The organism is Sphingomonas adhaesiva, assembly GCF_036946305.1.
Classification (GTDB): domain Bacteria; phylum Pseudomonadota; class Alphaproteobacteria; order Sphingomonadales; family Sphingomonadaceae; genus Sphingomonas; species Sphingomonas adhaesiva_B.
The window spans coordinates 272401-297207 of the sequence record NZ_JAQIJJ010000002.1; the positions used below are offsets into that span (position 1 = coordinate 272401).

Annotated in this window: 26 protein-coding genes and 1 pseudogene; 18 read left to right on the forward strand and 9 right to left on the reverse strand. The window is 70.5% G+C overall.

From position 1 onward, the window contains the following. Nucleotides 1-79 precede the first annotated feature (79 nt). The 6 genes from flgG to PGN14_RS01455 are packed head-to-tail and all read right to left on the reverse strand — an operon-like array spanning nt 80 to nt 4508. On the reverse strand, nt 80-871 hold the full coding sequence (flgG, locus tag PGN14_RS01430) for a flagellar basal-body rod protein FlgG (RefSeq protein ID WP_335297631.1): 792 nt from the start codon (nt 869-871) through the stop codon (nt 80-82). A gap of 14 nt (nt 872-885) precedes the next feature. Next, the gene (locus PGN14_RS01435) at nt 886-1638 is read right to left on the reverse strand and encodes a flagellar basal body rod protein FlgF (protein WP_335297632.1); all 753 of its coding nucleotides are present in this window, start codon (nt 1636-1638) and stop codon (nt 886-888) included. A 27-nt stretch (nt 1639-1665) separates the two neighbouring features. Beyond that, the gene (locus PGN14_RS01440) at nt 1666-2946 is read right to left on the reverse strand and encodes a flagellar hook protein FlgE (RefSeq protein WP_335297633.1); all 1281 of its coding nucleotides are present in this window, start codon (nt 2944-2946) and stop codon (nt 1666-1668) included. A 50-nt stretch (nt 2947-2996) separates the two neighbouring features. Beyond that, entirely contained in the window at nt 2997-3746 is a 750-nt protein-coding gene (locus tag PGN14_RS01445; protein ID WP_335297634.1) for a flagellar hook assembly protein FlgD, read from the reverse strand. Nucleotides 3747-3748: 2 nt separating this feature from the next. Next, nucleotides 3749-4162 (reverse strand): flagellar basal body rod protein FlgC, encoded by a 414-nt coding sequence (flgC, locus tag PGN14_RS01450; protein WP_335297635.1) that lies wholly within the window; start codon nt 4160-4162, stop codon nt 3749-3751. Between the two features lie 4 nt (nt 4163-4166). Continuing rightward, the gene (locus tag PGN14_RS01455) at nt 4167-4508 is read right to left on the reverse strand and encodes a flagellar basal body rod protein FlgB (RefSeq protein ID WP_335297636.1); all 342 of its coding nucleotides are present in this window, start codon (nt 4506-4508) and stop codon (nt 4167-4169) included. A gap of 270 nt (nt 4509-4778) precedes the next feature. On the opposite strand from PGN14_RS01455, the gene PGN14_RS01460 reads away from it, so the two are divergent. From PGN14_RS01460 to PGN14_RS01500, 9 genes and pseudogenes are all read left to right on the forward strand, one after another. After that, nucleotides 4779-5495, forward strand: a complete 717-nt coding sequence (locus PGN14_RS01460) for a motility protein A (protein ID WP_335297637.1) — start codon at nt 4779-4781, stop codon at nt 5493-5495. Beyond that, the gene (locus tag PGN14_RS01465) at nt 5492-6007 is read left to right on the forward strand and encodes a flagellar motor protein MotB (protein ID WP_335297638.1); all 516 of its coding nucleotides are present in this window, start codon (nt 5492-5494) and stop codon (nt 6005-6007) included. The genes PGN14_RS01460 and PGN14_RS01465 overlap by 4 nt, the downstream gene beginning before the upstream one ends. Then, nucleotides 6004-6513: a flagella basal body P-ring formation protein FlgA gene (locus PGN14_RS01470; protein WP_335297639.1), complete on the forward strand. Its 510-nt coding sequence runs from the start codon at nt 6004-6006 to the stop codon at nt 6511-6513. Before PGN14_RS01465 ends, PGN14_RS01470 begins: the two co-directional genes overlap by 4 nt. A 68-nt stretch (nt 6514-6581) precedes the next feature. Beyond that, complete coding sequence (gene flgM, locus PGN14_RS01475) at nt 6582-6881, forward strand: flagellar biosynthesis anti-sigma factor FlgM (protein ID WP_335297640.1); 300 nt, start codon at nt 6582-6584, stop codon at nt 6879-6881. After that, a complete protein-coding gene (locus PGN14_RS01480; RefSeq protein WP_335297641.1) occupies nt 6874-7185 on the forward strand; it encodes a flagellar protein FlgN in 312 nt (103 codons plus the stop codon). Before flgM ends, PGN14_RS01480 begins: the two co-directional genes overlap by 8 nt. Before the next feature lie 157 nt (nt 7186-7342). Next, nucleotides 7343-8188, forward strand: a complete 846-nt coding sequence (locus PGN14_RS01485; protein WP_335297642.1) for a lytic transglycosylase domain-containing protein — start codon at nt 7343-7345, stop codon at nt 8186-8188. Between the two features lie 4 nt (nt 8189-8192). Beyond that, nucleotides 8193-10255, forward strand: a pseudogene (flhA, locus tag PGN14_RS01490) (flagellar biosynthesis protein FlhA). Then, nucleotides 10252-11004, forward strand: a complete 753-nt coding sequence (locus tag PGN14_RS01495) for a sigma-70 family RNA polymerase sigma factor (RefSeq protein WP_335297643.1) — start codon at nt 10252-10254, stop codon at nt 11002-11004. The pseudogene flhA and the gene PGN14_RS01495 overlap by 4 nt, the downstream one beginning before the upstream one ends. A 37-nt stretch (nt 11005-11041) precedes the next feature. Beyond that, nucleotides 11042-11233: a hypothetical protein gene (locus PGN14_RS01500; RefSeq protein WP_335297644.1), complete on the forward strand. Its 192-nt coding sequence runs from the start codon at nt 11042-11044 to the stop codon at nt 11231-11233. 205 nt (nt 11234-11438) lie between these two features. Here the strand turns inward: PGN14_RS01500 and PGN14_RS01505 are convergent, their stop codons facing one another. The 3 genes from PGN14_RS01505 to PGN14_RS01515 form a co-directional block, all read right to left on the reverse strand. Beyond that, entirely contained in the window at nt 11439-12293 is an 855-nt protein-coding gene (locus PGN14_RS01505; protein WP_335297645.1) for a flagellin N-terminal helical domain-containing protein, read from the reverse strand. Between the two features lie 158 nt (nt 12294-12451). Then, a complete protein-coding gene (locus tag PGN14_RS01510; protein WP_335297646.1) occupies nt 12452-13324 on the reverse strand; it encodes a flagellin N-terminal helical domain-containing protein in 873 nt (290 codons plus the stop codon). Between the two features lie 267 nt (nt 13325-13591). Beyond that, complete coding sequence (locus tag PGN14_RS01515) at nt 13592-14440, reverse strand: flagellin N-terminal helical domain-containing protein (RefSeq protein WP_335297647.1); 849 nt, start codon at nt 14438-14440, stop codon at nt 13592-13594. A gap of 285 nt (nt 14441-14725) precedes the next feature. Between PGN14_RS01515 and PGN14_RS01520 the strand changes: the two genes are divergently transcribed. The 9 genes from PGN14_RS01520 (at nt 14726) to PGN14_RS01560 (ending at nt 24806) form a co-directional block, all read left to right on the forward strand. Next, the gene (locus PGN14_RS01520) at nt 14726-16003 is read left to right on the forward strand and encodes a sigma-54 interaction domain-containing protein (protein ID WP_335297648.1); all 1278 of its coding nucleotides are present in this window, start codon (nt 14726-14728) and stop codon (nt 16001-16003) included. Next, nucleotides 16000-16362, forward strand: coding sequence for a flagellar hook-basal body complex protein FliE (gene fliE / locus PGN14_RS01525; RefSeq protein ID WP_335297649.1), 363 nt, complete (start codon nt 16000-16002; stop codon nt 16360-16362). The genes PGN14_RS01520 and fliE overlap by 4 nt, the downstream gene beginning before the upstream one ends. A gap of 3 nt (nt 16363-16365) precedes the next feature. Next, a complete protein-coding gene (fliF, locus tag PGN14_RS01530; protein WP_335297650.1) occupies nt 16366-18135 on the forward strand; it encodes a flagellar basal-body MS-ring/collar protein FliF in 1770 nt (589 codons plus the stop codon). After that, nucleotides 18132-19160 carry a flagellar motor switch protein FliG gene (gene fliG / locus PGN14_RS01535; protein ID WP_335297651.1) on the forward strand — a complete coding sequence of 343 codons (1029 nt, stop codon included), beginning with the start codon at nt 18132-18134 and terminating at the stop codon, nt 19158-19160. Before fliF ends, fliG begins: the two co-directional genes overlap by 4 nt. Then, nucleotides 19153-19950 (forward strand): FliH/SctL family protein, encoded by a 798-nt coding sequence (locus tag PGN14_RS01540; RefSeq protein WP_335297652.1) that lies wholly within the window; start codon nt 19153-19155, stop codon nt 19948-19950. Before fliG ends, PGN14_RS01540 begins: the two co-directional genes overlap by 8 nt. Then, nucleotides 19944-21275 (forward strand): FliI/YscN family ATPase, encoded by a 1332-nt coding sequence (locus tag PGN14_RS01545; protein WP_335297653.1) that lies wholly within the window; start codon nt 19944-19946, stop codon nt 21273-21275. Before PGN14_RS01540 ends, PGN14_RS01545 begins: the two co-directional genes overlap by 7 nt. After that, nucleotides 21268-21678 carry a hypothetical protein gene (locus tag PGN14_RS01550; RefSeq protein WP_335297654.1) on the forward strand — a complete coding sequence of 137 codons (411 nt, stop codon included), beginning with the start codon at nt 21268-21270 and terminating at the stop codon, nt 21676-21678. The genes PGN14_RS01545 and PGN14_RS01550 overlap by 8 nt, the downstream gene beginning before the upstream one ends. Before the next feature lie 66 nt (nt 21679-21744). Beyond that, a complete protein-coding gene (locus PGN14_RS01555) occupies nt 21745-24132 on the forward strand; it encodes a flagellar hook-length control protein FliK (protein WP_335297655.1) in 2388 nt (795 codons plus the stop codon). Nucleotides 24133-24149: 17 nt separating this feature from the next. Next, nucleotides 24150-24806 carry a flagellar basal body-associated FliL family protein gene (locus tag PGN14_RS01560; protein ID WP_335297656.1) on the forward strand — a complete coding sequence of 219 codons (657 nt, stop codon included), beginning with the start codon at nt 24150-24152 and terminating at the stop codon, nt 24804-24806. The last annotated feature ends 1 nt before the right edge of the window (nt 24807 follow it).

Below are 24807 nucleotides of genomic sequence, written 5' to 3' on the forward strand. Positions count from 1 at the left end.
GCGCAGGCGGTGGCGCCCAGGGTCGCCTCGACCCAGTAAGCGGCGGAGAGGGAAGCACGAAGCGTCATAGCGGCGAATCCTATGACAGATTCTGGTTAACGTATTTCAACATGTCGTCGGTGGCCGAGATCATCTTCGAATTGACCTCATAGGCGCGCTGGGTCTCGATCATGTCGACCAGCTCCTCCACCACGTTGACGTTGCTCGCCTCCAGATTGCCCTGGCGCACGCGGCCGCGGCCGTCCTGCCCGGGCACGCCCAGGTTGGCGGCACCGCTGGCACCGTTCTCCAGCAGGAAATTGTCGCCGTTCGACGTCAGCCCGGCAGGGTTGGGGAAGCTGGCGACCTGGATCTGGCCCAGGTTCTGCGCCTCCGACTGGCCCGGCACGGTCGCGCTGACGCTGCCGTCCATGCCGATCGTGATCTGCGTCGCATTCTGCGGGATGGTGATGCCGGGCATCACCTGATAGCCCTGGCTGGTGACCATCAGCCCTTCCGGGCTGCGCGAGAAATTGCCGGCGCGGGTATAGCCCAGCTGGCCGCCGGGCATCTGCACCTGGAAATAGCCATCGCCGTCCAGCGCCACGTCGAGCGAGTTGCCGGTCTGGTTCATCGACCCCTGCGTCTCGGTGCGCGACGTGCCCTGCACGCGCACGCCGGTGCCGAGGTTGAGCCCGGTGGCGTATTTGCTCTCCGAGGTCGACTGCGCACCCGCGGCGGTCACCACCTGGTAGGACAGCGTCTCGAACGTAGCGCGATCGCGCTTGAACGCGGTCGTGTTGACGTTGGCGAGGTTGTTCGAGATCACCCGCATCCGCGTATCCTGGGCGTCGAGCCCGGTACGCGCGATGTGCATGGCGGCGGTGGTCATGAGCTAATCCTTCCTCAGCCCGGCAGGCGCATCACGGATGCGCTCGATTCGTCCATGGTGCGCGCTTCCTTCAACAGGTTGGCCTGCACCTCGTAGCTGCGCTGGTTCTCGATCATGTCGACCAGCGCCTGGGTCATGTTGACGTTCGACGATTCGAGCGCGCCGGACGACAGCTGCGCGTCCAGATTGGCGGGCAACGCGCCGCCGCCCTTCACGCGCATCAGGTTGTCGAGGCCCTTCACCGTCTCGCTGCCCTTGGCGGACACCAGCTTGATCTTGTCGATCGGGGCGGGCGGGGACGTGTCGCCCTGTGCCTGGATCGAGATCGTACCGTCGCTGCCGATCGCCAGCTGGCTGTAGGGCGGCAGCGTGATCGGCCCGCCGCCCTCGCCCATCACCAGATAGCCGTCGCCCGTCTCCAGCGTGCCCGACGCATTGACCTTCAGGTCCCCGCGCCGCGTATAGGCCTCGCTGCCGTCGGCGGCCTGCACCGCGATCCAGCTGTCGATGTCGCCGAGCGCCACGTCCAGCGGACGCCCGGTCTGCTGGATCGCGCCCTGCGTGCGGTCGATGTCCTTCACTTCCTCGCCGGTCGGCTGGCGCGCCGACAGGGCCGACGTGCCGTCCGACAGCATGATCCGGTCGAAGACCACGCGATCGGCGCGGAAGCCGGTGGTGGACGCGTTCGCCATGTTGTTGGCGATCGCGGCCTGCGCGGCCATGTGCGCGCGCAGCCCGGTCGCCGCGGTATAGACGAGCTTGTCCACCTATCGATCTCCCGCGTGCGTCGATGCTTACGAGCGGATGTTGAGGATCGCCTGCGACACCTGGGTCGCGGTATCCAGCGCCTTGGCGTTCGCCTGGAAATTGCGCTGTGCCGCGATCAGGTTCACCAGCTCCTCGGTGATGTCGACGTTCGATCCCTCGATCGTGCCCGACATCAGCGCGCCGAACCCGTCCGAGCTTGCCGCGCCGAGCGAGGCGACGCCCGACACGCCGGTCGCCTGCCAATAGCTGTTGCCGACCTGGCGCAGACCCGTGGGGGTCGAGAACTTCGCCAGCGCCACCTTGCCCAGCGGCACGATGTCGCCGTTGGAGAAGCTGGCCTGGATCAGCCCGCCGTCGGTAACGGTCACGCCCGCCAGCTGGCCGACCGGGATACCGTCCTGCGACTTGGCATTGACCGAGAAGGCCGAGGACAGCTGGCTGGAGCCCGTCAGCGTCAGCTTGACGGACTGCGCCGCCGCACCCGACGTGGGCAGGAAGCTCTGGAACTGGACTTCCGCCGGAGCCGGCGACTTCAGCGCACCGGTATTGTCGTAGGTCAGCTCGACCGGGCCGGCGGTGGTCTGGCCCGGACCCTTCATCTGCTGATCGCCGATGTAGGTGAACATCTGCCACGTACCGGTCAGGCCATTGGCGTTGTCGACACCGCCGGTGCGCACGTAGTAATTGGTCATCGTCATCGCGTTGCCGTTCGCATCGTAGATGCGGGTCGCGACCGAGTTGTTGTACGTCGTCGTATCGGTGCGGTTGAACTTCGTCGCATCCTTGATCGTCGAGGTCGACGACACCTGGACCGAGGTGGAGACGCCCTTGGTCGCGCTGGGCGTGCCCGAGGTCTGCTGGATCTGCAGGTTGGTCAGGCCCTTCTCTCCGGTGGCGGTGACGTTGCCGTCGTTGTCGACCGGATAGACCATCAGGAAGCTGCCCTGCGCGTCGACCACGTTGCGGTCGGAATCGACCGAGAAGGCGCCGTTGCGGCTGTAGTTCACCTGATCCGACAGCCCGGTCGACTTCATGATGAAGAAGCCCTCGCCCACCAGCGCCAAGTCGAGCGCGTTGCTGGTGGTGGTCAGATTGCCTTCCTTGAACTGCTGCGTCGTGCCCTTCACCACCACGCCCGAGCCGACCATCTTGCGCGGGTCGGTCGACACGCTGGACGCGATGACGTCGGAGAAGTCGGTGCGGCTCTTCTTGAAGCCGGTGGTGGAGACGTTGGCCAGGTTATGGCTGATCGTCGCCATGTCGGTCTGCATGGCCTGGAGACCGGAAAGCGAGGTGTAGAAGGACATGGGGGAACTCCTGGGTGAAGGGGGCGGTGGAGGGGGTCAGGGAAGACGGTTCAGGCGACCTTGCGGATCGCGGAAGGCTTGACGGTGCCGAGCCCGGTGACGTTCAGGACGGGGTCGCCACCGGCGGGAAGCGAGACGGTCTCGACCGGCGCCCAGACGAGCGAATTGGCCTTCACCGCGGCGCCCGCGGGCGTGGTGGCGGTGGCGGCGTTCCTGTCGAGCGCGGTGACCTTGATCGTATAGGGGCCGTTGGACACCTTGTTGCCGCCGGCGTCCTTGCCGTCCCATTCATAGTCGACGGTGCCCGACGCCTGCGCGCCCAGCTTCACCGTCTTCACGTTCTGGCCGTCGGCATCGAAGATATCGACGTCGACGCTGGTCGCATCGCCCGCCAGCTCGACCGCGCCCGCGACGCCGCCCGACACGCGCTCCTGCGCGGTGGTGCCGTCGGTCAGCACGGTCTTGCCGACGTAGCTCATCGCGTCCGCGGTGCTGGTCGACCCCAGCCGGGTCGAGATCGCGCTGAGCGACGAGTTCATCTGCGCGATGCCCGACACCTGCGACAGCGTCGCCATCTGCGACACCATCTGGGTGTTGTCGACCGGGTTGAACGGATCCTGGTACTGCATCTGCGCGGTCATCAGCCGCAGGAAGTCGTTCTGCCCCAGCGTCGTCTTCGTGCCGGTGGTGTTCAGCTGCGTCGTGGCGCCGCCGGACGTCACCGTGCGGCTGATGCCGCGGTCCTTGATCTGCTGGTCCAGCGACGTCGTGCTGGTATTGGCAATGGTGCTCGTGGCCATGGTCAGCGACCCATCTTGATAGTGTCGAGGATCAGCGTCTTGGCCGTCTGCATGACCTCGACGTTGTTCTGGTAGGTGCGGGCGGTCTCCATCATGTCGACCAGCTCGCGCGATTCATCGACCGCGGCCTCGAAGACGTTGCCGTCCTTGTCCGCCATCGGGTTGGCGGGGTCGTAGCGCTTGGTCGGCGCCTCCCCCGCGGTGACGATCTGCTGCACGTCGACGGTCGACAGCCCGGTCGCCTGGTCGAAGCTGGTGCGGAACACCGGCTTCATCGTCTTGTAGGCGGCGTCGGCCGACCCCGCGACGCCGCCGGCGTTGGCCAGGTTCGACGCGGTCGTGTTCATCCGGGTCAGCTGCGCCGACATGGCGCGGCCCGCGACCTGGAAGATCGTCATCGGGGAGGTGGCGGTCATGCGCTTACTCCCCCTTCAGCGCGCGGGTGATCTGGTTGATGCGACCGTTCAGGAACGACAAGGTCGTCTGATACTGGACCGCATTTTCCGCGAACGCGGTCTGCTCGGTCGCCAGCTCCACCGTATTGCCGTCCATCGACGGGTTGGTGGGCACGCGGAACTTGGTCGCGGCGCCGATCGCATCTGCACCATTCGACTCCACCGCGCCCAGCGCGGCCTTGAAGTCGATGTCGCGCGCCTTGAAGTTGGGCGTGGACGCATTGGCGATGTTCGACGCCAGCACGCCCATGCGCTGACCGCGCACTTCCAGCGCGGCGCCGTGAACTCCGAACAATGTGTCCGCCATCGGGGCGATCCTCCTTGCACGACAGGTGCACCCGACATGTCAGCAAGGGGCGTGCCAAATGTGGTGCCGGGCGGCGGAAATTCGTTCCGGCGGGGGGAGGCGGCAAAGGCTTGCCGGTTGCCGGCAATCCGGTTGCCGGTTTGGCCGTCATGCCGGGCTCGACCCGGCATCCATCGTGCCGCGAACGCTGTGGGCGCGGATAGATGGACCCCGGGTCAAGCCCGGGGTGACGATATTCCCACTTGGCCCGCGCCTTGCAACCACAGGGGCATGACACCCGGCACCTTCCTCGATCCCGCGGCGCTCGCGATCGTCTTCGGCGGCGCGACGCTGGCCACCGTGCTGCGCACGCCCGCGCGCGACCTGGCCCGTGCGGTGGCGGCGCTGACCGTCCTGCCGCGGCGGCGCTTCCGTGCGGAGACGCTGCTGGACCAGATCGCCACGCTGTCGCGGATCGCGCGCCGCCACGGCGTGGTCGCGCTCGACCGTACCGTGATCGCCGATCGCGACGTCGCGCAGGCGATCGCGCTGGTGGTCGACGCCGCCCCCCCGGCGGAGATCGCCCGCACGCTGGAGGAGGCGCGCCGCGCCCGGATCGAGCGCCACCGCACCGTCGCCGACGTCTGGGCCGGGCTGGCCGAGGCGCTGCCCGCGATGGGCATGGTCGGCACGCTGGTCGGGCTGGTCGCGATGTTCACCCGCATGGCCGATCCGCGCGCGATCGGCGCGGCGATGGCGGTGGCGCTGCTCGCCACGTTGTACGGCGCGCTCGCGTCGCACCTGCTGGCGATGCCGATCGCGTCGCGGCTGCGCCGGGCGGCGCGCGTCGAGGCGCTGGAGCGGCTGCGCCTGGTCGCGCCGCTGGTCGCGCTGGCCGAGCGCGAGGCACCGCGCACCACCGCGCTGCGCCCCGCGTTCGACAGCTACGAGGACATGGAGGACGGCGGGGACGATTCCGCCGACGCACCCGAGGCGGAGGCCGCATGACCGCGGACGACCTGCCCGAGGAGAGCGGCGGACGCGCCTTATGGCTCATCACGCTGGCCGACCTGTCGCTGCTGCTGGTCGGCTTCTTCGTGCTGCTCCAGTCGCAGCAGGACATGGATCCGCGCGCGCTGGCGCAGGGGCTGGCGGCGGGATTCGGCGTCGAGGCGCCGGCGATCGCGGTCGCCAGCCACGGCGTCACCGGCTTCGCGCCCGCCAGCGCCGAGCTGCCCGGCACCCCCGACGCGCTGGTCGCCTGGGCCAGGGCCGAGCTGCGCGATCCGCGCGTGCGGCTGACCGTGACCGGCGCGACCGACGGCAGCGCCGCCGACGTCGATCCCGCCAGCGGCAGCGCCACCGCGCTGGCGGCGGAGCGCGCCCGCACGATCGTCTCGGCACTGGCGCGCGCCGGCATCCCCGACCGCCGCCTCGACCTCGCCACCGCCCGCGCCCCCACCGGGCGCCACGTCATCGTCACGCTCGCCTTCGCGGGCGAACAGGAACCCAAGCCATGATCGCCTCGCTCCTCCTCGCCGCCGCCGCGGCCGGCAGCTTCCAGGACACCGCCGCGCTGGACCGCGCGGTCGCCGCCTTCACCGCGCAACCGATCGGAATGACCGGCGGCGCGCGCGCGCCGATCGACGCGCGGCTGCGGCTCGCCACCTGCCCCACCGTGTCGCTGTCGTGGCGTACCGACGCGCATGACGCGGTCGTCGTCGCCTGCGCCGGGCCGGCGTGGCGCGTCTTCGTGCCGGTCATCGCGCCGCCGCGTACCGCGACGCCCGCCGCCGCGACCCCGATGGCGATGCCGGCGGTGGCCGCACCGCCCGTCATCCGCCGCGGCGACGCGGTGATGATCGAGGCCGGATCCGACAGCTTCTCGATCACGCGCGAGGGCGTGGCGATGGGCGATGCCGCGCCCGGCGCGCGGCTGATGGTGAAGGTCGACGACGCGCCGCGCCCGGTACAGGCGGTGGCGGTGGCGCAGGGTCGCGCGACGCTGCCCGGCTGGCCGGAATAAAAAAGTGCTAAAGCCCGCCCGCAATCTGCCGTTTCTGCCGATGTCAGCGGAACCTGATAGGTGCGGACATGGTGGATTCGGTAAGTACGTCAACGATCAAGGCAGGCGATCTTCGCGCCGGCGGCGTCCTGCGCGCTGCTGCGGCAGCGCCGGTGGCCGCGGCGTCGACCACGCCGACGCCGCTGCGCACCGAGGCGCCCGTCGCCCCGGAGACGATGGCGCGCACGATGGCGTCCTCGGCGCCGGTCGACGTGGAACGCGTGCAGGCGATCAAGACCGCGATCGCGAACGGCACCTTCCCGCTGTCGCCCGCGACGATCGCGGACCAGCTGATCGCGCTCAAGTACGATTGGATGTCGAATGAATAGGCGCGACGCGCTGGTGCGCGTGATCGACCTGCTCCACGCCGAGATCGCGGCGCTCAAGAGCAACGACATCACCGCGTTGGAGCGCGCCACCGCCGGCAAGCTGAAGGCGATCGAGGCGCTCAAGGCGCTCGGCGACGGCCCCGCCACGCCCGAGCTGCGCGAACTGGCGCAGGAGGCGGACCGCCTCAACGACACCTGCCGCATCTACGTGAACCTGATGGCGGCAAATGTTCGCCGCCGCCTGCAACTTCTTTCCGGCCAGGGCGGCAACGCCTATCGCCGCGGCAACACCGCCTACGCCTGATGTGACGCGCTGACGCGCGTGGCGGCACCGGCCCGCTCCCCCACCCCACCTCCCACGTCAGTATCATGGCATGGGAGGTGGGGTGGGGGAGCGGGCCGGTGCCGCTTTCGGCCGCGAGGCCGACAGGAATGGCACGCCTCTTGCTGATCGCTGGGGCATGACCGTTTCCGCGATCACCCCTGCCACCCAGCGCGTCACGTCCGCGATCCAGCGTGCCGCGGCGCGCACCGGCGTCGACTTCGACTATCTGCTGGGCCAGGCCAAGCTGGAGAGCGGGCTGAACGCCAATGCGCGCGCCGGCACCTCCTCCGCCTCGGGCCTGTACCAGTTCATCGAGCAGAGCTGGCTCGCCGTGGTCAAGAAGCACGGCAGCGAGCATGGGCTCGGCTGGGCCGCGGACAGCATCCAGCGCACGTCGTCGGGGCGCTACACCGTCACCGGCGGCAATCGCGCGCAGATCCTGGGGCTGCGCAACGATCCCGAGGCCGCCTCGCTGATGGCCGCCGAACATGCCAGCGACAACAAGGACGCGATCGAATCCGCGACCGGGCGCGCGGCGACCGGCACCGACCTCTATATGGCGCATTTCCTGGGGCTGGGCGGTGCGCGCACCTTCCTGTCCGCGATGAAGAGCAACCCGGATCGCAACGCCGCGGCGCTGTTCCCGGGCGCCGCGCGCGCCAACCGCAACGTCTTCTACGAGCGCGACGGCTCGCCGCGGTCGCTGGCCGAGGTGTACGACCGCTTCGCCAGCAAGCTGGGCAGCACGGGGAACGAGACCGCCGCCGCCAATTCCGCGTCCGCGATGCAGTTCGCGGCGCAGGCGCTGGCGATGGGTGGCGACGCCACCGTCGTCACCGGCGCGGGCGAGAGCGCGACGGACGCGCTCGGCTGGGCGCAATCCACGCTGGGGCAGTTGAAGAACGCGCAGCCCAACCTGCTGCGCCCGTCGCCCGACCATGCGAAGCTCGCCTATATGATGCTCGCGAGCATGGGGGGCTGACGCGATGAAGCTGCTCACCAACGCGCGCCAGGCCGCGCTGCCCGCCGCGATCCTGCTGTTGGTCGTGCTGATGGTGGTGCCGATCCCGCCGGCGCTGCTCGACATCTTCTTCATCATGAACATCACGATCAGCCTCGCGGTGCTGATGGTGGCGCTGAACGCGGAGAAGCCGCTCGACTTCTCCTCCTTCCCCACCGTGTTGCTGTTCGCGACGCTGTTCCGCCTCGGCCTGAACGTCGCGTCGACGCGCGTCGTGCTGGTCCATGGCCATACCGGCTCCGCCGCGGCGGGGCATGTGATCGAGGCGTTCGGATCGTTCGTGATCGGCGGCGACTATGTCGTCGGCCTGTTCGTCTTCGCGATCATCGTCATCATCAACCTGATCGTGGTCACCAAGGGCGCGGGCCGCGTGTCCGAGGTGTCGGCGCGCTTCACCCTCGACGCGCTGCCCGGCAAGCAGATGGCGATCGACGCCGACCTCAACGCCGGCCTGATCACCCCGGACGAGGCCAAGCAGCGCCGCGTCGACGTCGCCACCGAAGCCGAATTCTACGGCTCGATGGACGGTTCGTCGAAGTTCGTGAAGGGCGACGCGGTCGCCGGCCTGCTGATCCTCGCCGCCAACGTCGTCGGCGGGCTGATCCTGGGGCCGGTCAGCCACGGCCTGGCCATCGGCAAGGCGGCGCAGACCTATACGATGCTGGCGATCGGCGACGCGCTGGTGGCGCAGGTGCCCGCGCTGCTGCTGTCCATCGCCGCCGCCGCGATCGTCACCCGCGTGAAGTCCGAGAAGGACCTCGCCGGCCAGATCGGCAGCCAGTTCGGCTCGGCGCGCACCTGGACCCCGGTCGCCGCGATCCTGACGCTGCTCGGGCTGCTGCCGGGTATGCCGCATCTCATCATCCTGCCGATGGCTGCCGCGGCGGGCTATGCCGCCTGGCGCCTGCACAAGAATGCGAAGCGTCCGGTGATCGTCGAGGCCCCCGCCCCGGTCGAGGCGCCCGATCCCTCGAAGATCGGCTGGGACGAAGTGACCGAGCAGATGATGGTCAACCTCGACGTCGGCTACGGGCTGGTGCCGCTGGTCGACGAGCGTCGCGGCGCGCCGCTGATGGGCCGCATCACCGGCGTGCGCCGCCAGTTGTCGAAGGAACTGGGCTTCGTCGTGCCGCAGGTGCGCGTGCGCGACGACATCAACCTCGCGCCTTATACCTATCGCCTGATGCTGGGCGGGGTGTGCGTGGGCGAGGATCAGGTCTCGCCCGACGAGATGCTGGCGCTCGATACCGGACAGGGCTTCGGCGAGTTGATCGGCAAGAAGGCGAAGGATCCGACCTTCGGGCTGGACGCGACGTGGATCTCCACCGGCGATGCCGATGCGGCGACCGGCCAGGGCTATCTGGTGGTCGATTCGGGCACCGTGATCGCGACGCACCTGAACCATGCGCTGGGCGCCAATGCCGCCGACCTGCTGGGCGCGGACGAGGTGCAGGCACTGCTCGACGGCCTCAAGGAACGCTCGCCGCAGCTGGTCGCCGCGCTCGCGCCGCTGCCGCTGACCGCGCTGACCGCGGTGCTCAAGGGGCTGCTCAACGAAGGCATCCCGCTCAAGGAATTCCGCCGCATCGCCGCCGCCATCTCGGTCGCCGCGACGCGCACCCACGACCCGTTCGAGGTGATCGAGCTGATCCGCCCCGAACTCGGCCCGCTCATCATCGCGCGCCTCGCCGGCGTGCGCGAGCCGCTGCGCGTCATGACGCTGGAGGGTGGGCTGGAACAGCTGCTCGGCCAGGCCATGCGCAACGATCCGGCCGCCATGTCATCGAACCCGAACTGGGCCGCCGCATCGTCGACGCGCTCCAGGATGCGGCCCAGCCGCTCATCGCGGAAGCGAAGCCGTTCGCGCTGGTCGTCCAGCCCGCGATCCGCGTCGCGATCCGCAAACTCGTCCGCACCGTTCTTCCGGATACCCCCGTCATGAGCTTCTTCGAAGTGCCAGAGGACAAGCCCGTCGAGGTCGTCGCCATCATCGGCGGCCAGAACCACCAGCAGGCGCTGGCGGCATGAGCGCGGAACCGATGCGCGGCACCTTCGCCGCCGCCGCCCCCGCGCCGCTGACCTATTCGCCGCGCCCGCGCGCGCGCGACGAGAATGCGCTGGTGCGCGAGCATCTGCCGCTGGTCCGTCGCCTCGCGTGGCACGTCCATGGCTCGGTCTCGACCGCGATCGAGGTGGAGGACCTGGTCCAGGTCGGCCTCGTCGCGCTGGTCGAGGCGGTCGCCGCGTTCGAGGATCGTGGGCAGGTGACGCTGAAACAATATCTGGTCACCCGCCTGCGCGGCGCGATGATCGACGAGCTGCGCCGCCATGCCGCGATGACGCGCGGCGCGATCCGCCGGCGGCGCGAATATGCGCGCGCGGTCAACCAGCTGTCGGGCGCGCTGCGGCGCGCGCCGACCGATCGCGAGCTGGCCGAGCATATGGGCATCACGCCCGAGAAGCTGCGCACCGACTATGCCGCCGCGGAGGCGGTGAAATATGAGTCGATCGACGAGGTCTATGCCGACGACCAGCCATGGTTCGCCAGCGACACGCCCGACGCGTTCGAGCAATTGTCGGAGGCGCAGACGCGCGACCGCCTGATCGCCGCGATCGCCAGCCTGCCCGAGCGCGAGCAGATGGTGATCCAGCTGTATCACGTCGAGGAACTGAACCTCGAAGAGATCGGCGAGGTGCTGGGCGTCGGCGCGGCACGCGTCTGCCAGATCAAGGCCGCCGCGCATGCGAAGCTGAAGAAGGCGATGCAGCGCGGCTGACGCTCGCGCGTTCTCCGCGGCACAGACCGGGAGAACCATGATGACCGACCGCCGCACCGACGACGACGCGCTGGCGCCTACCGACGCCAGCGGCGAACCGCTGCGCCGCCCCGACGACCTCCCCGCCACCCCGGACGGCCTGGGCACTGGCGCGCCGGAAGAGGCGACCGACGCCACCACCGACGATCCCGACGCGGTCGACGACCTGACGGTGCAGGGCGGGGAGTAACCGCGCGGCCGGCCCATGTCGTGTGCGCCGGTCGACACGGAGCGACGGCCCCGCCCTTCTTGAGAACAAGGGAAGAAGCGGGACCCCGGCTCAAGGCCGGGGGGACGGAAGGTATCGGCGAACCCGCGCCCTCACCCACAACGGAAAAACCCCGGCGGTCCTTGCGGACCACCGGGGTTTCCCTTCGCCTCGAAGCGAGCGGGTGTTAGCCGAGCAGCTTGAGCACGCCCTGCTGCGACTGGTTGGCCTGCGCCAGCATCGCGGTCGATGCCTGGCTGAGGATCTGCGCCTTGGCGAGCGCGGTCGTCTCCGTGGAGAAGTCCGCATCCTCGATCCGGCTGCGCGCATCCGACAGGTTGGTGACGTTGGTGGTCATGTTGTTGACCGCCGATTCCAGCCGGTTCTGCACCGCGCCCAGCGAGGCACGCGCGGTGGAGACGTTGGCGATCGCGGTGTCGAACGCGTTGATGTTGTTGGTCCAGTTCGGCGATGCGGCGGTCACGTCCACGGCCGAGCCGGCGGCGACGGCGGGCGGGCCGGCCGAAGCGGCGGTCACCGCGCTGCTGATCGTCGGCGCCTGCAGCGTCAGCGTGATCGCGTCCGCACCCTCGGCACCGGCCTGGATCGACTTGGACGCCGCAGCGGTCGGGAACAGCGCGACGCCGTTGAACTGGGTGTTGGTCATCACCCCGTCGATCTGCTTGCCCAGCTGATCCATTTCGCTCTTGATGTTGGTCAGGTCGGCGCTGCTGTAGGTGCCGTTGGCGGCCTGCACGGTCAGTTCGCGCATGCGCTGCAGCATGTTGCCCACCTCGTCCAGCGCGCCTTCCGCGGTCTGCGCCATCGAGATGCCGTCGTTGGCGTTGCGGATGCCCTGCGCCATGCCGCGGATCTGCGACGTCATCGACGCCGAGATGGCGAGGCCGGCGGCATCGTCCTTCGCCGAGTTGATGCGCTTGCCCGTCGACAGGCGCTCCATCGCGGTCGACAGTGCCTTGCCGGCCGATGCCGAGGCATTGGTGGCGCGCAGCGCCGAAGTGTTCGAGGCGATAACGGTCATGATGACCTCCCAAAGAGTGCTGCGCCTTCGCCGCCGTTGCGGTCCGTCGCTGCCAGGGAAAACGGCTGGCGGCGGGGTTGTTTAAGCACTTTTTCGCGTGCCTATCCCGAAAAGCGGCGACGCCCGCCGGGTCGACCCCGGCGGGCGGGCGCGGCGCGTTACTGGAGCAGCTTGAGCACGCCCTGCTGCGACTGGTTGGCCTGCGCCAGCATGGCGGTCGATGCCTGGCTCAGGATCTGCGCCTTGGCGAGCGCTGTCGTCTCGGTCGAGAAGTCCGCATCCTCGATCCGGCTGCGCGCGTCGGTCAGGTTGGTGACGTTGGTCGTCATGTTGTTGACCGCCGATTCCAGCCGGTTCTGCACCGCACCCAGCGCCGCGCGCGAGTTGGACACATTGGCGATGGCGGTGTCGAACGCGTTGATGTTGTTGGTCCAGTTGGGCGACGCGGCGGTCACGTCGATCGCGGATACCGCGGGCGCATAGGGAACGGCGGGCGGACCGGCGCTCGCCGGCACCGCCGCCGTCACCGCAGTGGTGATCGCGGGCACCTGGAGCGACAGGGAGATCGCGTCCGCGCCCTCGGCACCGGCCTGGATCGACTTGGTCGCCGCAGCGGTCGGGAACAGCTGCACGCCGTTGAACTGGGTGTTGGTCATCACCCCGTCGACCTGCTTGGCGAGCTGGTCCATCTCGCTCTTGATGTTGGTCAGGTCGGTGCTGCTGTAGGTGCCGTTGGCGGCCTGCACCGTCAGCTCGCGCATGCGCTGCAGCATGTTGCTGACCTCGTCGAGCGCGCCTTCCGCGGTCTGCGCCATCGAAATGCCGTCGTTGGCGTTGCGGATGCCCTGCGCCATGCCGCGGATCTGCGACGTCATCGACGCCGAAATCGCGAGGCCGGCGGCGTCGTCCTTCGCCGAATTGATGCGCTTGCCGGTCGACAGGCGCTCCATCGCGGTCGACAGATCCTTGCCCGCGGCCATCGAGGCATTGGTGGCGCGCAGCGCCGAAGTGTTGGAAGCGATAACGGTCATGAAAGACCTCCCATTGGTTGCTGCGCCGCCGCCGCCCCCCAATGGCGCCGGTCCGTCGCTACCATGGTGAACGACTACTTCAGGTTAGACTTTAGCCGTAAAATGCTGGCGATGGGCGTAATTACCCGAAATGCAGGCGGCCCGGCGCGCCGGGCATGAGAAAACCCCGCCGATCGGGTGATCGGCGGGGTTCGTCGTCCCGCTGCGGCCCCGTGGTTAGCGGGGGGCATGGGGCCGCGGCGGGACGAGGAAGCGATCGAGGATCGCTTACTGGAGCAGCTTGAGCACGCCCTGCTGCGACTGGTTGGCCTGCGCCAGCATCGCGGTCGACGCCTGGCTCAGGATCTGCGCCTTGGCGAGCGCGGTCGTCTCGGTCGAGAAGTCCGCATCCTCGATCCGGCTGCGCGCGTCGGTCAGGTTGGTGACGTTGGTCGTCATGTTGTTGACCGCCGATTCCAGCCGGTTCTGCACCGCGCCCAGCGAGGCGCGCGCGGTGGAGACATTGCCGATCGCGGTGTCGAACGCGTTGATGCGGTCGGCCCAGGTGTCCGACGGCGGGCCGGCGCTCGCCGCGACGGTGACGTCGATGACCGACGCGCCCGCCGCGCTCACCACGCCGGTGATCGTCGGCGCCTGCAGCGACATGGTGATCGCGTCCGCGCCCTCGGCACCGGCCTGGATCGTCTTGCTGGCTGCCGACGACGGGAACAGCGAGATGCCGTTGAACTGAGTGTTGTCCATCACGCCGTCGATCTGTCCCGCCAGCGCGGTCATCTCGCTCTTGATGTTGGTCAGGTCGCTGCTGCTGTAGGTGCCGTTGGCGGCCTGCACGGTCAGCTCACGCATGCGCTGCAGCATGTTGGTGACCTCGTCCAGCGCGCCTTCCGCGGTCTGCGCCATCGAGATGCCGTCGTTGGCGTTGCGGACACCCTGCGCCATGCCGCGAATCTGCGACGTCATCGACGCCGAAATCGCGAGGCCGGCGGCATCGTCCTTCGCCGAATTGATGCGCTTGCCGGTCGACAGACGCTCCATCGCGGTCGACAGCGCCTTGCCGGCCGATGCCGAGGCATTGGTGGCGCGCAGCGCCGAGGTGTTGGAAGCGATAACAGTCATGGGGTTGTCTCCATCTGCCCGGCCAGACCCGCCGACCCCCTTCACCGAAGCGGATGGCCGTGCCGTCACCCCCTCAAACGGCCGATCGTTGCCGGTCTTTAGGGCAAAATCCTGCCGCGTTGCCGCCCCCTCCCCCTCTCGCATACGCGCGGGCGGGCGGGTGGCCGGGCGGTCGCGCGCGCGTTTCGCGCGCCCGGAAAAAATCTGCCGGCAGGGCGGCAATGATACCGCGCGTTAACCATTTGGGGCGCATTCCGGCCGTCGACACAAGAGGACGTACCGGACATGCGATCGATCACCCCATCGGCCACCGTGGAGCAGGCGCACCTGACGCTCGTTTCCTCGCTGCGCGCGCAGGGCTTTTCGGTTCAGCCCGCCACCGCGCGCGCCCAGCCCGGCACCACCTTCCTGGTGGCCGAGGGCGAGGCGATGGCGGCGCCGTCGCGCACCGTGATCCTGGGCGCACAGGGCCGCGAGGTCATCCCCTTCCGCGACGGCCAGCCGGCGCGAATCGCCTATGGCCATGCCGATGCCGCGGTCGGCAACGCCTTTGCCCGCGCGCTGGTCGGCGGGCCGGAGCTGCCGACCGCCGCCGATCCCGAATCGCTCGCGCTGCTGGCGCTGGCGGAGCGCGTCGCGCAGGCCGACATCACCGTCCTGATCAACGGCCCCACCGGCACCGGCAAGGAAGTGCTGGCGCGCACCATCCATCTCAATTCCGAGCGTCGCGACGGGCCGTTCGTCGCGATCAACTGCGCCGCTTTGCCCGAGACGATGCTGGAGGCGATGCTGTTCGGCCATCAGAAGGGCGCGTTCACTGGCGCCTCGTCGGGCGGCGAGGGTTTCTTCCGCGCCGCCAACGGCGGTACGCTGCTGCTGGACGAGATCGCGGAGATGCCGCTCAACCTCCAGGCGAAGCTGCTGCGCGTGTTGCAGGAGCGCGAGGTGGTGCCGATCGGCGCGACCATGCCGCAGCCGGTCGACGTCCGCGTCATCGCCTGCGCCAACCGCGACCTTCAGGCCGAGGTGGCGGCGGGCCGGTTCCGTGCCGACCTCTATTACCGCCTGTCCGTCTTCCCGCTGACCACCAAGGCGCTGGCCGAGCGGCCGCAAGACATTCCCGCGCTGGCCGCGACGATGATCCTGCGCCACGCCGGCAACCGCCCGACGATCCCCTGGCCGTCCGACGCCGCGATCGCGACGCTGGTCGCGCACGACTGGCCCGGCAACGTCCGCGAGCTGGAGAATGTGATCCAGCGCGCGCTGCTGTTCGCCGGCGGCGACACGATCGAGGCGAGCCATATCGTGTTCGACCGTCCCGCAGCCCCGCGACTGGCGCCGATGCCGGGTGCGGCGAACGAGGATGCGACGCTGGGCCAGGTCGTCCAGCTGTCCGAATTCGCCGCGATCCGCGAGACGCTGGCCGCGTGCGGCGGCAGCCGGATCGAAACCGCGCGGCGGCTGGGCATCTCGGAGCGCACGCTGCGCTACCGCCTGGCCCGCGCCCGCGAACAGGGTGACGACCTCGTCGCCGCCGCCTCCACCCGCGCGGTGTCGGCATGAGCGGGGTCGGAGGGGTCGGCGGCGTCGACCGGGTGATGGCGCTACGCGCGCAGATCCTGGAGCGCAACGCCGCGCTGTCGCGCGCCAGCGCGACGTCGGGCGCGACCGCGCCGGCGCCGGTGTCCGCCGGCACCAACGCCACCAGCTTCGCCGACACGATGCAGTCGGCGATCGCCAAGGTGAACGAGGGCCAGCAGAAGGCGTCCGCGCTGTCGGAAAGCTACGAGCGCGGCGAAACGGTCGACATCGCCAAGGTGATGCTGGCCCGCCAGGAAGCCTCGGTCGGCTTCGAGGCCACCCTGCAGGTCCGCAACAAGATCCTGTCCGCCTACAAGGACATCATGAGCATGCCGGTGTAATCGATGAGCAACGCTCTCACACCCAGCCCGCAGTCGCCCGCGCTCGCCGGGCAGCAGCCGATCCCGGTAACCTTGGTGCCGGAACGCTTCGCCAATCCGTTGCGCCAGATCCAGGGCGTGATGGCGCAGCCCGCGGTGCGCCGCGCCGGCCCGATGGCGCTGATGGTCAGCCTGATCGGCGGCGCCGCGCTCGCCTGGTCCGCGCTCGCCACCCCGCCGCAGAAGACGCTGTTCTCCGGCCTGCCCGATTCGGACAAGGCCGCGGTGACCAGCGCGCTGAGCGCCGCCAGCATCCCCAGCCACATCGACGATTCGACCGGATCGCTGACCGTCGCGGAGGAGGATTATTCCAAGGCGCGCCTGCTGCTCGCCGGACAGGGCCTGCCCAAGGCGGCGCCCGGCGGCTATGCGATCCTCGACCAGCTGCCGATGGGCGTCAGCCGCGCGGTGGAGGGCGAGCGCCTGCGCCAGGCGCGCGAGACCGAACTCGCGCGCTCGATCCAGGAGATCGACGCGGTGACCGAGGCACGCGTCCATCTCGCCATGCCCGAGGCGAGCGTGTTCGTGCGCGACAATGCCTCTCCGTCCGCCTCGGTGGTGCTCAAGCTTCAGGGTGGGCGCTCGCTGAGCGATGCGCAGGTGCAGTCGATCGTCAACCTCGTCGCCTCGTCGGTGCCGGGGATGAAGCCCGATGCGGTGACCGTCGTCGACCAGCTGGGCGGGCTGCTGACCAAGCAGGGCAACGGGCCGGATGCCGCCAATGACGCGCGCATCGATTTCCAGCGCCGCGTCGAGGAGAAGTATCGCCAGCAGGTGACGCAGTTGCTGACCCCGCTGCTGGGTGCGGGCAATTTCAGCGCCGAGGTGCAGGCCGACGTCAATCTGGACGAAACCAGCGCGACGCGCGAAAGCTACGACAAGGAAGGCCGCCTGCGCGCGGAGACCGGCAACTGGACCGGCAATATGGCGAACGGCGCCGCCGCGCCGGCGGGCATCCCGGGGGCGTTGAGCAACACGCCGCCGCCCGCGTCTCAGCTGTCGACGCCGCAGCCCGCCACCGGCGCGCCCGGCACGCCGCCGGCGCAGCCGACCGCGGGCGGCCCCGCCCCCGATCCGGCCAAACAGTCGGACGCGTTCCAGCGCGCCTATGATCTCAACAAGGAAGTGTCGGTCACGCGCGCCGCGCCGGGATCGATCAAGCGGCTGTCGGTCGCGGTGCTGCTGCGCGATCCCGACAAGGGTCGCCGCACCGCGATGGAGATCGGCCAGATCAGCGATCTGGTGAAGGGCGCGGTCGGGTTCGACCAGGCGCGCAACGACAATGTGACCGTCATCAGCCGCAAGTTCGCCGACGCCAGCGCCGATGCGGCGGCGGCAGCGGCGGGGCCGAAATGGTATGACAATGCGCTGGTGCCGATGATCGCGCGCAATGCGACCGCAGTGCTGATCGCGCTCATGGTGCTGCTGCTGGGCGTTCGCCCGCTGGCCAAGGCGCTGATGAAGAAGCGCGACGACGCCACCCCGCCCGCCACCGCCGGCGCACTGCCGATCCGCGGCGACGCGGGCGTGGGCGGCGAACAGGCGCCCGCCCGCGCACCGTCGCTGGAGGATGACGACGGCATCACCGTCGCCGGCCCGGTCGCGCTCGACCAGATCGAGACCAGCCGCAATTACGAGGAGCGGATCACCGCGGTGCGCGGCTTCACCCGCGACAATCCGGCGCGCGCCGCGCTCGCCGTGCGCGACATGATCGCCGTGGACGCGAAGCCGTGACCGCCGCACCGGGCGCGCCCGCACGCACCTTCACCGGCACCGAGCGTGCCGCGGTGCTGATGATGCTGGTCGGCGACGACGAAGCCGCCGCGATCCTCCAGAAGCTGGAGCCGGAGGAGGTCCGCAATCTGGGCTCCGCGATGTTCTCGGTCGCCGACGTCAGCGAGGAGGAGGTGGAGGCGGTGCTCGACGATTTCGTCGGGCGCGCGCGCGAGCGCACCGGCATCACCTTCGATCCCGGCCGCAAGGTCGAATCGGTCATGACCCGCGCGCTCGGCCCGGAAAAGGCGGAGAGCGTGCTGGCGCGCATCACGCCGACCGAGGCGGTGTGCGAGATCGACATGCTCGACTGGCTCGACGCGAGCGAGATCGCGGGCATCCTCGACAAGGAACATCCGCAGATCGCCGCGGTGCTGATCGCCAACCTCGATCCCGAGGTGGGCAGCAAGGTGCTGGAGCAGCTGCCCGAGGCGGTCCAGCCCGACATCCTGCACCGCATCGCGAAGCTGGGACCGATCACGCCCGAGGCGGTCGAGACGCTGCGCACGCTGATCGCGACGCGCACCGGCGGCGGCGGCGCGGGCGGTTCGTCCGCCAGCCTGCAACTGGGCGGCGCGCGCGAGGCGGCGAAGCTGCTGCAGGGCGCGCGCAAGTCGGTGGAGCAGCGCGTCATGCCCAAGCTGTTCAAGATGGATCGCGACATCGCGCGGCAGATCGAGGAGGCGATGTTCGTCTTCGAGAACCTGCTGGAGATGGACGACAAGAACCTGGGCACGCTGATCCGCAACGTCGACGGCGATACGCTGACCCGCGCGCTGAAGGGCGTGGACGAAGCGGCGCGCAACCGCATCCTGGGCTGTATGTCGGCGCGCGCCGCCGACGGCATCCGCGACGACATGGAGGCCCGCGGGCCGATGAAGCTGAGCGAAGTGCTCGACGCGCAGAAGGTGATGATCCAGATCGCGCGCAACCTGGCCAAGGACGGCACGATCCAGATGGGGGCGGGCGACGACGATTATGTCTGAGGCCTTTTCCCCCAATCCTCATCCGGGCTTCGTCATCGGGCTGCCCGCGCGCGCCGATGCCGCGGCCAGCACGCGCGTGCGCGAGCGCAGCGCGCAGGCGATCACCGGCTTCACCCCCGCGGAACTCATCCAGCGGATCGAGGAAGCGTTCGGCGACGATACCGCGACCGTCGTCGGCGCGCGGCGTCATCCCGCGCCCGCGAACGAGCCGGGCACGCCGCGCCATTTCGCGCCCGCGGATCGCGATACCAATCCGACGCAGGGCTGGGATCCGCTCGACGCGCAGGCGGAGGGGGCGACGTTCATCGACCCGCTCGAAACCGCGCGGGCCGAGGGCTATGAGGACGGCGTCGCCGCCGCCACGCTCGCCGCGCGCGCCGAGGCGGAGCGCGACCGCGCGATGCTCGACACGCTGGTGATGGAGCTGAAGGCGGGCGGCGCGATCGATCGCGGCGCGCTCGCGGAGAAGCTGCGCCATACCGTGCTGGCGCTGGTGCGACAGGTGGTGGGCGACGCGGGCGTCTCCGCCGACCTGCTCGGCACGCGCGTCGCCGCCGCGGCGGAACTGCTGGCCGATGCGAGCGAATCGGCGATGCTGCGCGTCCATCCCGACGATGTCGCGCTGCTCGACGGCAAGCTGCCCGAGACGATCTTCGCGGTCGGCGACGCCGCGGTGGCGCGCGGCAGCTTCGTGCTGGAGGCCGCCTCCACCATCGTCGAGGATGGGCCGGAGCTGTGGCTGGAACAGCTCGCCGGCGCGATCGACCGGGTGGCCGTCCCCGGATGCTGACCCGTTTCGCCGACGACGTGCTGGACGCGCTGGCGTCCGCCGACGTGCGCCCGCGCGCGCGCGTCTCCGGGCGGCTGGCCTCCTATGACGGGCTGCTGATGGAGGCGGTCGGGCTGTCGCTGCCGGTCGGCACCGTGTGCCGCATCGGCGCCGAGGGCACGCACCAGGTCGAGGCGGAGGTGATCGGCTTTCGCAACGGCCGCACGCTGATGATGAATCTGGGCGGCCCCGCCGCGCTGCTCCCCAACGCCCCCGTCCGCCCGCTGGGCGCGCCGGGCGAGGCGGAGGTGGGCGCAGCGCTGCTGGGGCGCGTCGTCGACGGCGCGGGCAACCCGATCGACGGGCTCGGCCCGATCCGCGGCGCAAGCCGTTGGCCGCTCGCCGGCCTGATCCAGTCGCCGCTCGACCGCGGGCGCGTGCTGGCGCCGATGGACGTCGGCGTGCGCGCGATCAACGGCCTGCTGTCCGTGGGTCAGGGCCAGCGCGTCGGCATCATGGCCGGATCGGGCGTCGGCAAGTCGGTGCTGCTCGGCATGATGGTGCGTGCGGCACAGGCCGACGTCGTGGTCATCGGGCTGATCGGCGAGCGCAGCCGCGAGGTCGCCGACTTTCTGGAGACGAAGGTCGCGGGCGCGGCGCGCGCGCGGTCGGTGGTGGTGGCGGTGCCCGCCAACCACTCGCCGGTGCTGCGCATCCGCGGTGCGCTGCGCGCCACCGCCATCGCGGAGAATTTCCGGGCCGAGGGCAAGAACGTCCTGCTCATCATCGATTCGCTGACCCGCGTCGCGCATGCCGGGCGTGAGATCGGGCTGGCGCTGGGCGAGCCGGCGTCGGCGCGCGGCTATCCGCCGTCGGCGATCGCGATGCTGCCCAATCTGATCGAGCGCGCCGGCTCCGACGTGCATACCGGGGGTGCGATCACCGCCATCTATACCGTGCTGGCGGACGGCGACGACGGCAACGATCCGGTTGTCGACTCGGCGCGATCGATCCTCGACGGCCATATCGTGCTCAGCCGCGCGATGGCGGAGCGCGCGGTCTATCCCGCGATCGACATCTCCAAATCGGTCAGCCGCGTGATGAACGACATCGTCGGGCAGCCGCACCAGCAGGCCGCGCGCGCGCTGCGCCGCCACCTCGCCACCTATGAGGAAAACCGCGACCTCGTCCTGATGGGCGCGTATCGCAGCGGCAGCGACCCCGCGATCGACGCCGCCATCGCCTATCATCCAGCGATCATGGAATTCGTGCGGCAGAATACGTCACAAGTCGTGACGCTGGACGATGCCGCCGCCGAGCTGATCGGCGTCTTCGGCGATGCCTGACGGCAAAAGGCTGGCGCGGCTCCACCGCGTTCGCACCCTGCAACTGGGGCTGGCGCAGGCCGACGAGGCGCGCGCGCAGGCGCAGGTCACCAGCGAACAGCAGCTGGCGCAGCGGATCGCCAGCCTGGCCGACGCGGTCGCGCCGCAGCCCAGCCTCGTCCCCGGCGCCGCGCACCTCGCCGCCGCGGCGCATTTCCGCGAGCGGCTGCACCGCTCCGCCGATGCCGCGATCGAGCGGGTCCGCACGGCCGAGATGATCGCGGATCGCCGCAGCGAGGCGACCCGCGCCGCGCGCCGCGACCAGAATGCGGTCGAGAAGCTGATCGACCGGCATCGCGCCGAGGTGATCCGCGCCGAGATGAAGGCGCTGGAGGACGCCCCCGCGCCGACCCCGCGGCGCTGATCGCGCGATCGGCACGCTTCTTGCGGATAGCTCGTCGGTACTGTCACCCACGAGGATGAGTCGGCCTTGACCACGATCGCGAGCCTGCTGCTGTCCACCGCCCCCGGTGCGGTGATGACGCCTGCCCCCGCCGCGCCCGCGACCCCGGGTGCCGCGTCGGCGGGCGACGCCGCGCTGGCGTTCCTCGACCTGATGGGCGGCGACACGCCCGTCGCGCTGGCGGTTCCCGCCACCGCCGTCGCGCCCGTCGCCCCCGCTCCGGGCATGCCGGGGCCGGTTCCCGTCGTCGCGACACCCGGTGCGTCCGCCACGACCATCGCCCCCACCGTTGCCCCCATGATGCCGATGCCGGACGGCGACCCGCGGCAGCCGGTTGCCGCCACCGGCAGCGTCTTGCCGGCCACGCCCGCGCCGGTGCCGGCCACCCCCGGCGACGCCGCGCTGGCCTGGCTCCACGATGCGACCGGGATCGTCATCCCGGAGCCGCCCGCGGCGTCGCTGTCGCCCGATGCCGCGGCGGACGTCGGTTCCGCCACTGTGCCGGCGGCCGCCGCGCCGATCATTCTACCCACGCCGCTGCGCATCGTCCCGTCGCCGCGCACCCCGGTGATGCCGCGCCCGCGTGACGAAGCGATCGAGATCGTCGCCCAACCCACCGCTGCGCCAGTGCCGGCTGCGCCCCGCACAATCCCGCGCGATCCGGCCCTCGCCACGCCGGTCCGTCAGGACGCCGCCACTACGGACACCCCGCCGCTGCTCGATGAAGAGGAGCAGGCGCCAGAGACCACCGCGACCGCACCCGCCGCCACGCCGCCGATGCCGACCGGGGTCGCCACCACGGTGATCGCGGCGGCGCCCCCAGCGGCGCCCGCCGTGACCGCGCACGCCACGCACACACCCGACCGCGCACCGCGCGTCGATGCGCCCGCCGCACCGATGCGCGCCGCCGCCGTTGCCGCGCCCGCACCGGCAGCGGGTCGGGGACCGCAGCCCGCAAGAGCGCCGGTCGCCGGCGCCGCGGTCGCGCCCGATACGGCCATCACCACACCGGACGCCGCCGTCCCCGCCCCTGTTGTCGCGCCTGCTGTCGCCTCCACAACCACTGCGCCGGTCATGCCCGACGCGCCGCGCGACGCCGCCGCACCGATCGTGACGCCCGATGCGGCGACACCGGCGGCCCGGCCGCTTCGTGCCCCGGCACCGATCGCGGCCCCGGCCAGCATCGTCGCGCCGGCCACGCCCGTGGCGCCGACCAGCCCGGCCACCGCGGCGGTCGTCCAGCGCGCCGCGCGCCCGATCGCTGCCGGCGAACCTGCGCCCCGCACCGCGCGCACCGCGCCGACGCCGGCACGCACCGCGACCGGCGCGCGTACCGCCGCGGCGCCGACTCCCGAGGCAGCAACCGCGACCGTGGCGCCGACGCCGCCGGTCGTGCTCGGCGCGGGCGATCTCGCCGCGATAGCGATGCGCCCCGCCCCCATTGCCAGCACTTCCCCGGCAGCCACGAGCACGACGATGCAGCCCGCGGCCCCCGTGACGCACGACGCGCCGGCCGCCCCGGCGGCGGCGTCGGTCATGCCCGTCGCTGCCCCGGTGACGCTCGCCGCGGCGGCGGCACCGCCGCCCGCCGCCATCGTCGATGCCGCTGCGACGCCGCAGCCGGGCGCGGGTGCCGAACCCGCGCTCACCACGCGGCGCACCGACGCACCCGCCGTCATCGATCGCACCGCGGCGCCCGTCGCGCCCGCGATCGCATCGGCCGCGCGCACCTTCGCCGATGCGATCCACCGCGCCGTCACTGGCGAGGATCGCACCGCGCCGGCGGTCGCCCCGACGGACGCCGCGCCGATCACCGCACCCGCCGCGATCGCCGCACCCGCCCCGGTCGCCGCCACGACCGCGGCCGTCGCGCAGCCGCCGCTCGACATGACGCAGCCGCGCTGGCCCGAATCGATGATCGCGCGGATCGAGCAGCTGCGCGACATGGCGGACGCCAACGACATGCGCGTCCGCGTTGTCCCCGATGCGCTGGGCGCGATCGACATCCGGCTGCATCGCAGCGGCGACACCGTCCAGGTGCAGCTGACCGCCGAGCAGCCGCAGACCGCCGCGATGCTGGCGGAGGCGCAGCCGCGCCTCGCCGACATGGCGGAGGCACGCGGGCTGAAGCTGCAACAGGCGACGCCCACGACCGCGTCGCAGGGCAGCGGCCAGAATGGGGGCCAGAACGGCACCCAGAACGGCGGCACATCCGGCAGCGGCAACCAGCAGCAGTCGACGCCCCACTATACCGGCGGCAGCTCCGCCGGCGCGGCGGGCGCGGGTGCCGACCGCCAGCAGCAATCGCAGCAGCAGCAGCAGCAACGCCCGTCGGCGCCGCTGCCGGCCGCTCGCCCATCGGCACGGCGTCGCGATGCCGCCGCCGCCGACGACACCGACCAGCGAATCGCCTGACCTGAAGGACCGAAACGATGAGTGATGCACCCGCCGCCGATGCGGCCGCCGCGCCCAAGAAGAAGGGCAAGATGAAGATGATCCTGATCGGCGTCGTCGGCGTCGTCGTCCTGCTGGGCGGCGGCGTGGGCGCCGGCCTGTACGCCGCCGGCTCCGGGCTGGTCGGCGGCGGCGGCGCGCACGTCGAGAAGGAAGACCCCAACAAGCCGCACCTCGTTCCCAAGAGCGAGCAGAAGCGCCCCGGCGAGGGTGGTGAAGGCGGCGAGGGCGGCGGCCATGGCGGCGGCGGCGAGGGCGAGGCCGCGAAGGAAGAACATGTCGGCGCCCCCACCCCGCCGGGCCGCGGCGGCGAGGAATATGCCTCCAACTATTTCGCGATGGAAAAGGAGTTCACCGCGAACCTCCAGGACTCCGTCCATTTCGTCCAGGTCGGCATCGCGGTGTCGACGCCCTATGACGACAAGGTCATCAACAACCTGAAAACCAACGATATCGCGATCCGCTCCGCGGTGCTGATGACGCTGGGCGACACGACCGAGGACCAGGTGTTCACCAGCGCCGGCAAGCAGCAGCTGCAAAAACGGCTCGTCGCATCGATCAACTCGGTTCTGCGCGAAAAGGAGGGGTTTGGCGGGATCAGTAACGTCTACTTTACCAATTTCGTTGTTCAGTGAC